Source organism: Paracoccus saliphilus (genome assembly GCF_028553805.1).
GTDB lineage: Bacteria > Pseudomonadota > Alphaproteobacteria > Rhodobacterales > Rhodobacteraceae > Paracoccus > Paracoccus saliphilus.
Window position 1 is genome coordinate 326,188 of record NZ_CP067140.1, and the last position, 12,036, is coordinate 338,223.

Below are 12,036 nucleotides of genomic sequence, written 5' to 3' on the forward strand. Positions count from 1 at the left end.
GCGACCCAACCTCTGCCACCGGGAAAAGGAGACAGAATTGGCCAAGCAGAACATCCTCATCATCGGAGCCGGGGGCGTAGCCCAGGTATCCGCGCACAAGCTTGCGCAATGGGCGCCCGAATTCGGCGAGTTGCATATCGCCAACCGCACCAAGGCCAAGGCCGATGCGATCATCTCCAGCTTGCGCGAGAAGGGTCACGAGATGCCCTTTACCAGCCACGCGCTGGACGCGATGAACCCCGACAATGTCGAGGCGCTGCTGAAGAAGATCGACGCCAAGATCGTCATCAATGTCGGGACTGCCTTCATCAACATGCATGTGCTCGAGGGCTGTATCCGCGCGGGTGCAGCCTATATCGACACCGCCATCCATGAAGAGCCCGACAAGGTCTGCGAAACGCCGCCCTGGTATGCCAATTACGAATGGAAGCGCCGCGAGGATGTTGCCAAGGCGGGGATCACCGCCATCCTTGGCGCCGGTTTCGATCCGGGCGTGGTGAACGCCTATGCCCGTTTTGCCGAGGATGAATATTTCGACAGGATCGATTCCATCGACATCGTCGATATCAATGCCGGCAGCCACGGCAAATGGTTCGCCACAAATTTCGATCCCGAGATCAATTTCCGCGAATTCACCGGCACGGTCTATTCCTGGCAAGGCGGCGAGTGGAAAGAGAACAGGATGTTCGAGGTGGGTCGTGAATGGGACTTGCCCGTCGTCGGCAAGCGCACCGCCTATCTGTCGGGGCATGACGAAGTGCACAGCCTCTCTGCTCGCTATAAGGACTCGGATGTCCGTTTCTGGATGGGGTTCGGCGATCACTATATCAACGTGTTCACCGTGCTGCAGAATCTTGGTCTGCTCTCGGAGCATCCGGTCAAGACCGCCGAGGGGCAGGAGGTTGTGCCGCTCAAGGTGGTCAAGGCGGTGTTGCCCGATCCTGCCAGCCTTGCACCAGCTTACGAGGGCAATACCTGCATCGGCGACCTGGTCAAGGGCAGCCTGAACGGCAAGGAGGGCGAGGTTTTCGTCTATAACGTCGCCGATCACAAGCACGCCTATACCGAGGTAGGTAGCCAGGGCATCAGCTATACGGCCGGAGTGCCCCCGGTCGCGGCGGCGATCCTGATCGCGCGGGGTGACTGGGACGTGAAGAAGATGGCCAATGTCGAGGAATTGCCCGCGCGGCCCTTCCTCGAGCTTCTGGGCGAGATGGGACTGCCCACGCGGGTCATCGATGCCAAGGGCGATCACGCGATCTGATCCGCAGGATCTCGTGAATATCGAGCGGGCCGGTGCATGCACCGGCCCGCTCCTTTACGTTCAATCAGGGAGGTAGGGGAGGGACTTACCCTTCGGGCAGTTGCGCCGCGACCTGATTGACCGCAGCCTCGATCTGCTGGCACTGGGCCTCGACCGTGGTGTCCTGCTGGCTTGCGGCATCTTCCAGCGATATCTCTGCGCCTCCGGCTGCAACCATCCCTTCGCCACCTTTCTGTTCGGCTGTGGCACCGGCCTCGGTATCGCCCTCGGGCAACATGCCGACCATCTTTTCCTGGGCGGCGACCGCCTCGGCTCCGGTGAACCCCTGCGCTTCGCAGAATTTCAGGATGCCCAGTTGGTTGCGCGCCGCCTCATAGGCGACAGCCGGATCGGTAGCACCCGCTGCCGGTGCCTCCTGCGTCTCGGCCGCGTCCTGCGCGAAGGCGGCGGATGCGGCGAGAGTAACGCCCAGAGCGAATGCGATTTGGCGGAACATGTGTAACTCCTTTTCCGTCATTTGGATGCGCGTGCCGTGACGCGCACATCGCCCTAACACCGTCCCTGGGGAATGGTTCGGGCGACTCGCCGAGGATATGGCTTCAGTGCGGATATCCGCTGATCGGGGGGCTTTGGCAGGCCATGGATCGGCAAAGAAAGGCCACCTGATGGCGGACACTGGACATGCCGGGGTGTAAATGGGCTTCTCCCGAACAAAACATTCCAGGCTGGTTGTTCGGTCTATCGGTGGATCACCCGGATCGTTCCGCTGTTTCCGCCACCGCAGAACAGCCTTTCACGACCATCCGATTCAAGCCCGGAGACGCCGGTTCCTTCCGGCATCTCGATGCGCTCGAATACCTCGCCCGTTTCGGGATCGATGCGCCGAAGGTCGCTTTGCTCGCCCTCCCATGTGCCGTGCCAAAGCTCGTCGTCAACCCAGGTGACGCCAGTGACGAAGCGATCGGATTCAATCGTGCGAAGCACGGTCCCGGTTTCCGGATCGACCTGGTGGATCTTGCGGCCGCGATGCTGACCAACCCATAGTGAGCCCTCTGCCCAGGCAAGACCGGAATCCCCGCCATTGCCGGGCGCCGGAATCGTGTGGAGGACGTCGCCGGTATCCGGGTCGATCTTGCGGATCACCGCGTCGGCGATCTGGAACAAGTATTTCCCGTCAAACGCCGTTCCCGCATCGGCGGCAATCGCCAGTTCCTGCGTAATCTCTCCGTTATCGGGATCGAAGGCGCGCAAGCCTTCATTGCTGGCGAACCAGACTTTCCGTCCGTCGAAACTGACCCCGTGCACGGTATCGGTGCCCGGAAATGGACCATATTCGCGAATGATTTCTGCAGAGCTATGTTTCATGGCCTGATCCTAACCTGTCGGCAGTGGTGCCGGGAGTAACAAGCTCGTCGGGAAACCCGGCACGTTCGATGCGATCCAGCGGCGTGCCCGCCCACGACCGAACCATTCGACCTTACCTTCTTCGGCCAATGCTTCAAGCGCCCGCTGAACTGTGCGGGAGCTGACATCCAGCGCGAGGGCGAGTGCAGAGCTGGACCATGCTGCGCCATCGGCAAGCAGTGCCAGCAATTCGGCATGATCCCCATCGACCGGAGGCGCCAGAACGGCAACTGCCGTCGTGTCATGCGGCTCAAGCCGAAAGCCCCGATCCGTTGCGTTCAATCCGGCAAGCGGTTCGATGAGCTTGCGAAGCCTGCCCATCTCGACACGCAGCCTCGCCCGGTGCGATTCGTCGGCCTCTCGTGCGCGAAATGCGTGCGCGAGTAGCGTTTGCCGCGAGACGTCCCGTGGCCATGCCTCTGCCAGTGCGCGAGCCAATGCGAACAGCACCGGCCTGCCGGCAAGCGGGATCACGGTGTTGCGTCTGCGGAGGGCATTGCGGCACGCGTCGACAATCAGGGTGTCCGAGGCGATCAGCGCTTCGACTTCCGCAAGCCCGAGCAGTCTTTCCCGCCCTTCCGAGATCTGGCGTGCGGCAGGCGCTGCCAGGGCTGAAGCCGCGCGCTCGGTTTCGGCCAGAAGCGAGGGGATACCGGTTTCCTGTGCGGCGTTTCGCGCGTGATCAAGGGCTGACCGGGCGTCTGCCGTTCTGATGCGCCGCATGGCGATGCCGGTGGCGACCAGCCAATATCCGCAGCGTGAGGCGATCGGCAGCGCGTCGGAATCGAGCATGGAAAGCATCTGCTCCGCCTCGTCGAGCCGTCCGATCAGAAGAAACCGGCGCGCTTCAAGATAGGCCGCATGTGCGGCATTCACCCGATCCCCATGCGTTTCGAGCGCCTTTCGCGCGGTGTCGAGGGTTTGCAGGGTCCCGCCGAGATCACGCAATACCAGCGCGATCTCGGTCTCGGCAAGGATGCAGCGGGCTCGCGCCATCGGCTCTTTCGGTCCGAAGGCGCGGACAGCACGCCTGAGCAGATCCCGCGCATGGGGAAAATCGCCGATCTGGGCCATCGCGATACCGCGCAAGGCGAGTGCCGGCGGGTCCTCGCGCAAGGCGACCCGCTTCATCGCGGCCAGCGGATCGCCCGCTGCCAGTGCCCGCGCCGCGGTTGCGATCAGCGGGTCCATCGGAATCCCGTCACGCTTGTTACTCTCACCCGGCCTCCGCTTTGTCGTAGCCTTCGAAGTGGTCCTACACGAGATTTGATCGGGAGCCGGAAAATGACAAGCTCTACAGTCACAGACAGAACAGCTGCGCGCGCCCCGCAAGCCCGGAACTGGCTTGCCCTCGCCGCTTCGCCGACCTTTGCCTTCATGGCATGGGTCGAGGCGGAGGGCATGGCTGCCCTGTGTTCGCCGGGTACGGGCATCGGCAGCATGAGCATGATGTATCTGCTGATGAGCCTGTTTCACCTGCCGGCCTGGTTAAGACGCGACCCTCACGGGTCGAGGACAAATCGTCAACCGACAACGGAAGGAGACTGAACCATGACTCATGCAATCGTTTCACACGAAGAATGGCTGGAAGCCCGCAAGGCGCTGCTTGCCAGGGAGCGCGACATGACCCACCAGCTTGACGCCCTGCGCGCCGAACGCCGAAAACTGCCCTGGGTCAGGGTCGAGAAGCCCTATATTTTCGAAGGACCCGAGGGGAAATGCTCCCTTGGCGACCTGTTCGGCGACCGCAGTCAGCTTGCGATCTATCATTTCATGCTGGCGCCGGGCTCGGATCACATCTGCCCCGGCTGCTCCTATACCGTCGATCACGTCGATGCGGCGCGGCAGCATTTCGAACAGGCCGATCTCGCATTCGCCGCGGTTTCGCGCGCTCCGATTCGGCGGATCGACGAGGTCAAAACCCGGATGGGCTGGACCTTCCCCTGGGTTTCCTCGGGAGAGAGCGATTTCAACTATGATTTCGGCGTGTCATTCACTGCCGAAGATCGCGCCGCCGGTCGTGCGATCTATAATTACGGCACGATGATCGAGAACAGCGAGGAAATGTTCGGCATCAGCATCTTCGTGAAGGACGAGGATGGTAGCATCTTTCACACCTACTCGACCTATCACCGTGGCACCGAATTGCTCATGGGCGCGTTCAACTGGCTCGACCTGACGCCCAAGGGGCGGAACGAGACCGGTGGCACGATGAACTGGGTACGGCTGCATGACGAGTACTGAACCGCATTGTATGGGTCTGATGCCGTAAATGCGGAGCATCTCGGTCGGCTTGCACGGGCATTAGCCCGTCACGCCGACCTGCTCTGGCAGCAATGGAGTACGGCCCTCATCGGTCAGAAGCCATGTCCCCGCGGGTTCGATCACGACAGCACAGAGGGGCCTGCCATATGCGGCGCCCCCATCGATATTCAGGCGGTTACCGTAATGGGTGGCGCTGCGGATCGCCGTATGTCCGTGGACGATTAGCGGGCCATGATCCGCGCCGCTCTCCAGAAAGCCCTTGCGAATCCAGACCAGGTCAAGCTCGGCTTGATCCTGCAGGTCGATACCCGGCCTGATCCCGGCATGAACGACCAAGGCCAGGGGATGCAGGAACCATAGCGGCAAGGATGCCAGGAAATCGGCGTGGGCCGGGGGCACCGCCTGCACGGCCTCGGCATGGAGGCGGTGTCGCGGTAGCGTGGGATCGACGCCGTAAGAGGCAAGCGTTGCCTCCGCCCCCAAGCCCGGATGATCGACCCAATGCTCTGGCGAACTCAGTCCGGGATCGATCCAGTCGGGGTCGCGCAGGAAATTCGGCAGGAAGCGATCATGATTGCCTTGGGTCACGATCCATGGCCGGCCATCACGCTGTCCCCTGGACAGGTATTCCACGACGCCCCTGGAATCCGGACCACGATCGATCAGGTCGCCGACATGGATGATCAGCGCATCCTGCCCGCCATCGCGCATGATCCGCGCATGTGCGTTTTTCAGCAACTCCAACTGGCCGTGAATGTCCCCGATTGCATAAAATCGCATGCGGCCTCCCGGCGGCTGTGGAAATGGACATGTATCGCGCCGTCCCGAGGGACGGCGCGCATAGGGCAATCAGACCTCGAATTTCAGCCTGCGAGCCTGCAGGAACTTACCGGTATTTTGCAGCGCCGCCAATGCCGCGTCGCTGATCGCTTCGTCCAGATACAGGATCGCGATGGCATCTTCGCCATTCGCGGAACGGCCAAGCGTGAAATTCGCGATATTCACGCCCAGATCTCCAAGTGTTGCCCCAAGGGCGCCGATCACGCCGGGCACGTCCTTGTTGCGGGTGTAAAGCATATGCTCGCCGATCTCTGCATCCACATTGATCCCGCGGATCTGGATGAAGCGCGGCTTGCCATCGCTGAACACCGTGCCGGCGATGGATCTTTCGCGCTCCGAAGTCACCACGGTCAGTTTGATATAGCCCTCGAATACCCCGGCCTGATCCTGCCGCGTGGTCGCGACCTGGATACCGCGATCCTTGGCGATGACGGGGGCGGAAACCGTGTTCACATCCGGATTGGTTGCCTTCATCACTCCGGCAATCACCGACGCGTTCAGCGCGTTCAGGTTCATCTCCGAAACGCAGCCATCGTAAAGCACGTTGATCGCCCGGATCGGCTCATCCGTCATCTGCCCGACAAAGGCGCCCAGATGCCCGGCTAGCTTGATCCATGGTCCCATGACAGAGGCTTCTTCGGCTGTCACCGAAGGCATGTTCAGCGCGTTCTGCACCGCTCCGGTCAGCAGGTAGTCCGACATCTGCTCGGCCACCTGAAGGGCGACATTTTCCTGCGCCTCGGTGGTCGAGGCCCCCAGATGCGGTGTCACCACGACATTCGGCAGGTTGAAAAGCGGGCTTTCCTTGGCCGGCTCGACCGCGAAAACGTCCAGGGCCGCCCCGGCGACCCGGCCATCCTTCAAGGCCTCGGCCAATGCTTCTTCGTCAACCAGCCCGCCACGCGCGCAGTTGATGATCCGCACACCCGGCTTCAGTTTGGCGATGGCCTCGCGCGACAGGATGTTGCGGGTCTTGTCAGTCAGCGGCACGTGGAAGGTGATGAAATCGGCGCGTCCCAACAGATCATCCAGCTCGACCTTGGTCACACCGATCTCCTTGGCCCGCTCTTCCGACAGGAAGGGATCATAGGCCAGCACCTTCATATGCAGCCCCAGGGCTCGGTCGATGACGATCGATCCGATATTGCCCGCACCGATCACGCCAAGCGTCTTGTTGAACAGCTCGACACCCATGAAACGGCTCTTCTCCCATTTCCCGGCATGAGTCGAGGCGCTTGCCTCGGGCAGTTGCCGGGCGACGGCGAACATCATCGCGATGGCATGCTCGGCTGTCGTCACGCTGTTGCCGAAAGGCGTGTTCATCACGATCACGCCCTTCTTCGAGGCAGCGGGAATATCGACATTGTCGACCCCGATCCCGGCACGGCCCACGACCTTCAGATTGGTCGCGCGTTCCAACAGTTTCTCTGTCACCTTTGTGGCCGAACGAATGGCCAGCCCGTCATACTGCCCGATCACTTCGGCCAGCTTTTCCTTGTCCTTGCCCAAATCGGGCATGTAATCCACCTCGACTCCGCGATCGCGGAAAATCTGAACGGCGGTTTCCGACAGCTTGTCGGATACGAGAACCTTCGGCATGTCTGTCATCCTCTTGAGTTGATGCGCCGCGTGTTTTCTTTGCCGGTCGCATCTTCTTCTTTGTACAAATACCTTCGGGAGGGTCCGGGGAGAGCAGAAAGCCCTCTCCGGAAATCGCGCGACGTTGATCAGTCCTGCGCCGTCAGTTCGGCACGATAGGCCCATTCGATCCACGGCATCAGCGCCGCGACATCGGATGCCTCGACGGTCGAGCCGCACCAGATCCGCAGCCCCGGAGGCGCATCGCGATATGCCCCTGCATCCAGGGCCACACCTTCCTTTTCCAGCCGTTTCGCGACCGCCTTTGCGAAGCTCGCACCATCCTTGATCGCGGGATCGGTGAACTTGAGACAGACAGAAGTCGTCGAAGCCGTCGCCGGGTCGTCGGCGAGGTCGGCGATCCAGTTCTTGTCGGCGATGAAGTCACGCACGGCGGCGGCATTGGCATCGGCGCGGGCGATCAGCCCCTGCAACCCGCCGATCTTTTGCGCCCATTTCAGCGCGGCAAGATAGTCCTCTACCGCCAGCATCGAGGGGGTGTTGATCGTCTCGCCCCGGAAAATACCTTCGTTCAGCTTGCCGCCCTTGGTCAGCCGGAAAATCTTCGGCAAGGGACGGTCCGGTGTGAAACCTTCCAGCCGCTCGACGGCGCGGGGCGAGAGGATCAGCATGCCATGCGCGGCCTCGCCGCCCAGCACCTTCTGCCAGCTGAAGGTCACCACATCCAGCTTGTCCCAGGGAAGCTCCATCGCGAAGGCGGCACTGGTTGCGTCGCAGATCGTCAGCCCCTCACGCTCCGCCGGGATCGCGTCGCCATTCGGAACCCGCACGCCCGAGGTGGTGCCGTTCCAGGTGAATACCACGTCGCGGGAGAAATCGACCTGCGCGAAATCGACGATCTGGCCGTAATCGGCCTTGCGCACGGTCGCATCCAGCTTGAGCTGCTTGACGGCATCGGTCACCCAGCCTTCGCCAAAGCTTTCCCATGCCAGCATCTCGACCGGGCGCTCACCCAACATGGTCCACATCGCCATTTCGACCGCCCCGGTATCCGAGGCAGGCACGATGCCGATCCGGTAATCGGCTGGCACGTTCAGAACTTCGCGGGTCAGATCGATCGCCTCGGCCAGCTTCGCCTTACCGACAGCGGCACGATGCGAACGGCCAAGCGGAGCATCCACCAGCAGGTTCAGATCATATTCGGGGAATTTGGCACAAGGGCCAGAGGAAAAACGCGGATTAGCCGGCCGCGTGGCCGGGATCGGATGATCGGTCATGTAACTCAGCCTTCCAGCTAAAAGCCCCTCGTTGGGGAGGGGTGTCCCGCTGTCGGACATACCCAAACCCTGAAATTACTGCAACAGAAAAGAATTCGGTCCAGCAGGGCCGTGCTGTATATCGGCCTTGCCGAGAGCAGGAAAACCGGCGCATCGCGGGTGAAGACATGGTTTCCGTCGCGTATTTGCCGGATCAAGAGGTCATGGACAGAAAGCGCAGCACGCGCGTCCCGTCCGCAGGATCGATCAATTCGGTCGCGCGCACAGCGAAAACGCAATGCAGCAGGTCTGGTGTCAGGATCTCGGCCGGAGAGCCGAGCGCGATCAGCCTGCCTTGATGCAGGACTCCTAACCGGTCGCAGGACATCGCCTGATTGAGATCATGCAATGCGACAACGGTGGTCAGGCCCAATTGGCCGATCAGCCGCATGATCGAAAGCTGATGATGGATGTCGAGGTGATTGGTCGGCTCGTCCAGCAGCAGAAGTTGCGGGGATTGCGCAAGGGCGCGGGCGATATGAACGCGCTGACGCTCGCCGCCCGACAGGGTGATCCAGTCGCGGGTTTCGAAGCCCTGCATCTCGACCGTCGCCAGCGCGTTGGCGACATGCCGGCTGTCCTCCTCCGACCATGGACGTAACGCGTCCAGCCACGGGGTGCGGCCCAGTTCGACCGCGTCCCGGACGGTTATGCGGTCCGAGGTGTCGGCCTGCTGTGCGACGAAGGCGATGATGCGGGCAATGTCGCGCTGGCGCATACGGGCGAGTTCCTGTCCAGCCAGTTCGATATGACCCTGGGACGGTTTCAGCAATCCTGCCAGCATACGCAGCAATGTCGATTTGCCGGAACCGTTCGGGCCGATCAGCCCCAGAACTTCGCCTTTTTCGACCTCCAGGGTAGCGCCCTGCAGGATGGTCTTGCCGCGTGTGCGCCAGCCCAGATCACTCGCTCGGATCATCACGATGAAGCCCTTCCGCGGATCAGGATCAGGGCAAAGGCAGGGGCCCCGACCAGGGCGGTGACGACCCCGATGGGCAACACCTGACCGGGGATCATGACGCGCGACAGGATGTCTGCGGCGATCAGGAATACCATGCCTATCAGTGCAGAGGCGGGCACCAGCCGTGAATGACGGACACCGACCAGGAACCGTGCGGCATGGGGGACGACAAGCCCCACGAAGCCGATCGAGCCGACGATCGAGACCATCACGGCCGTTGCAATCGCCGCTCCGAGGATCAGAACCGCCTGCACTTGCCGGACCGGTATGCCCAGGGATGCCGCCGATTCCGAGCCGAAGGTAAAGGCGTCCAGTGCGCGAAGATGCCACAGCCCGATCAACAGCACCATCGCGGCAGCGGGGAGCGCCAGCCACACGTCGTCCCATCGCACGCCTGACAGATTGCCCAGCAGCCAGAACATGATCCCGCGGGCCTGCTCGGCATTGGCCGAGCGTGCGATGATGAAAGAGGTCAGGGCATTGAACAACTGTGATCCGGCAATGCCAGCCAGAATGATTTGCCCGGCTCCTCGCAGTCCCGTTCCGCCGCCCGAGAGTTGCGCCAGCAGCGTGACGAGGCCGAAAGCCAGTAACGCTCCCAGCAGGGCACCTGCCGACATCGGCACCATGCCGGCGCCCACGCCTGCCACGGCGATCAGTACCGCGCCTGTCGAGGCTCCGGCCGATATGCCCAACAGATAAGGATCGGCCAGCGCGTTGCGCAACAGCGATTGCAGGATCACCCCGCAGATCGCCAGCGCCGCGCCACAGGCCCCGGCGACCAGAGCACGGGTCAACCGATAGGCCCAGATGATACCCTCGTCGATGGGATCGACGGCATAGCCCGCGTCCCACAGCCGGTTGGCCAATACTTGCAATACCGTGCTCAGCGGAATTCGCGTTTCGCCGATACAGACTCCGGCAAACAGCGCGGCGACCGGAATCGCCGCGACACCGATCCAGCGCATCGCCTGCCGGCCGCGTATAACCGTCTGTGTTCCGGTCAGCGCCAAAGTCATTTCGTCAACGCTTCCATCGCATCAGTCAGGGTTTCCAGGCCGTCGATTAGGCGGATCGAGGCATGCATTGCCTCGGCATCAAGAATGACGATGCGATCTTCCTTCACGGCGGTCATCCGGCTGGTCACCGGGTCCGATTTGAGAAACTCCAGCTTCTTCTCGTGATCGTCGGCCGGGAAGCGCCGACGATCCATTCGGGCAATCACGATGACCGAGGGATCGGCCTTCGCGATGCTCTCCCAGCCCACGGTCGGCCATTCCTCGTCGGATTCGATCACGTTGCGTAGCCCCAACCTCTCGAACATCCATGCCGGAATGCCCTTTTGCCCGGCCACGAAGGGATCGCGTTCCATTTCAGCAGAGGAAAACCAGACCACCGCAGAGGCGTCCAGCAGGTCCATTGCGCGGGCACGCTCGACCGCAGCCGCTTCGCGGGCCTGCAGATCCACGATCAGCTCACTTCCGCGATCCTGCCTATCCATGATTGCGGCCATCTGCTTAATGCTCTTGTAGAGCGTTGCGATGTCGAAAGGTGCCAAGCGCGTCCCATCCGCACCGACAAGATTATCCTTACCTTCGCAATCGGGGGGCATCACATAGGCCGGAATGCCCAGATCGGCGAATTGCTCGCGCGTTCCGACGACCCCTTTCGGGCCGATCATCCATTCGAACATCGTCGGCACGAAGCCGGGACGCTTGTTTACCACCCCTTCAAAGCTCGGGGCGTTGTCCGAGATACGCTCTACTGCCGCATTGGCATCCGCGAATTCCGGCAGCACCGCGTTAAACCAAAGCGCGGTGCCTGCCATCTGGTCCTCTGCACCGAGCGCGTAGAGTGTCTCGGTGGCGGCTTGCCCGATCGACACGATATTCTCCGGAGGGCCATCGAAAGTGATCTCGACACCGCAATTGTCGATGGTCAGTGGATATTCGGTCTCTGCGGCGAGTGCGCCGTTCGTGATCAATGCGCTGATCGCGATCAGCGAAAGGAAAGGCAGGTTCATCTGGAAGCGTCCTTCTGGGATGAGAAGAACGGGGTAGGAAGCCCGCGCAAACTCGCGGCAAGGCAGCGCTCTTGCTGACAAGAGATGATTTGGCGGCATTTCCGCCACAAGCTGTATCCAGTCATCGCTGCTCCTTCCGGGGCACCCCGCCCGGGTTGGTTGACATGACGATGGCAGGTCTCCTGACTTGCGGGTCGCTGCATATCCCGCCTTCCCGGCGCTCGGCTGCGCCAGTGGCTGTCGGGCTATGCTCTCCGCCTACAGTTGCGGGGGCAGTCGCGGAATTGGTGCTACGCACCTCACCACGTTCCCTTTTCACCCGGCGGCCTGACCGTCCCGGGAACCATCATCGACCGGGATGCCG

The 12,036-nt window shown here is 61.9% G+C and carries 10 protein-coding genes, 1 pseudogene and 1 riboswitch; of the genes and pseudogenes, 2 read left to right on the top strand and 9 right to left on the bottom strand.

Annotation, left to right across the window (positions count from 1 at the left end):
• Positions 1-37 precede the first annotated feature (37 nt).
• Positions 38-1,264 (top strand): saccharopine dehydrogenase family protein, encoded by a 1,227-nt coding sequence (locus tag JHX88_RS01535; RefSeq protein WP_076522477.1) that lies wholly within the window; start codon positions 38-40, stop codon positions 1,262-1,264.
• Positions 1,265-1,349: 85 nt separating this feature from the next.
• Here the strand turns inward: JHX88_RS01535 and JHX88_RS01540 are convergent, their stop codons facing one another.
• From JHX88_RS01540 to JHX88_RS01550, 3 genes are all read right to left on the bottom strand, one after another.
• On the bottom strand, positions 1,350-1,760 hold the full coding sequence (locus JHX88_RS01540) for a pore-forming ESAT-6 family protein (RefSeq protein WP_076522478.1): 411 nt from the start codon (positions 1,758-1,760) through the stop codon (positions 1,350-1,352).
• 242 nt (positions 1,761-2,002) lie between these two features.
• The gene (locus tag JHX88_RS01545; protein WP_076522479.1) at positions 2,003-2,629 is read right to left on the bottom strand and encodes a Vgb family protein; all 627 of its coding nucleotides are present in this window, start codon (positions 2,627-2,629) and stop codon (positions 2,003-2,005) included.
• 9 nt (positions 2,630-2,638) lie between these two features.
• Positions 2,639-3,859, bottom strand: coding sequence for an HTH domain-containing protein (locus tag JHX88_RS01550; protein ID WP_076522480.1), 1,221 nt, complete (start codon positions 3,857-3,859; stop codon positions 2,639-2,641).
• A gap of 360 nt (positions 3,860-4,219) precedes the next feature.
• On the opposite strand from JHX88_RS01550, the gene JHX88_RS01555 reads away from it, so the two are divergent.
• Positions 4,220-4,912, top strand: coding sequence for a DUF899 domain-containing protein (locus tag JHX88_RS01555; protein ID WP_076522482.1), 693 nt, complete (start codon positions 4,220-4,222; stop codon positions 4,910-4,912).
• Between the two features lie 60 nt (positions 4,913-4,972).
• On the opposite strand, the gene JHX88_RS01560 is transcribed toward JHX88_RS01555, so the two are convergent.
• The 6 genes and pseudogenes from JHX88_RS01560 to JHX88_RS01585 form a co-directional block, all read right to left on the bottom strand.
• Positions 4,973-5,713 carry a metallophosphoesterase gene (locus tag JHX88_RS01560; protein WP_076522483.1) on the bottom strand — a complete coding sequence of 247 codons (741 nt, stop codon included), beginning with the start codon at positions 5,711-5,713 and terminating at the stop codon, positions 4,973-4,975.
• Positions 5,714-5,782: 69 nt separating this feature from the next.
• Entirely contained in the window at positions 5,783-7,372 is a 1,590-nt protein-coding gene (serA, locus tag JHX88_RS01565) for a phosphoglycerate dehydrogenase (RefSeq protein ID WP_076522484.1), read from the bottom strand.
• Positions 7,373-7,500: 128 nt separating this feature from the next.
• Positions 7,501-8,649: a phosphoserine transaminase gene (locus tag JHX88_RS01570; protein ID WP_076522485.1), complete on the bottom strand. Its 1,149-nt coding sequence runs from the start codon at positions 8,647-8,649 to the stop codon at positions 7,501-7,503.
• Between the two features lie 451 nt (positions 8,650-9,100).
• Positions 9,101-9,607: pseudogene (locus JHX88_RS01575) on the bottom strand (ABC transporter ATP-binding protein); the annotation flags it as partial.
• Complete coding sequence (locus tag JHX88_RS01580) at positions 9,607-10,668, bottom strand: FecCD family ABC transporter permease (protein ID WP_419182352.1); 1,062 nt, start codon at positions 10,666-10,668, stop codon at positions 9,607-9,609. The gene JHX88_RS01580 and the pseudogene JHX88_RS01575, both read right to left, overlap by 1 nt.
• The gene (locus JHX88_RS01585; RefSeq protein WP_076522487.1) at positions 10,665-11,672 is read right to left on the bottom strand and encodes an ABC transporter substrate-binding protein; all 1,008 of its coding nucleotides are present in this window, start codon (positions 11,670-11,672) and stop codon (positions 10,665-10,667) included. Before JHX88_RS01585 ends, JHX88_RS01580 begins: the two co-directional genes overlap by 4 nt.
• Before the next feature lie 155 nt (positions 11,673-11,827).
• A riboswitch (cobalamin riboswitch) is annotated at positions 11,828-12,035 on the bottom strand.
• Between the last annotated feature and the right edge of the window lies 1 nt (position 12,036).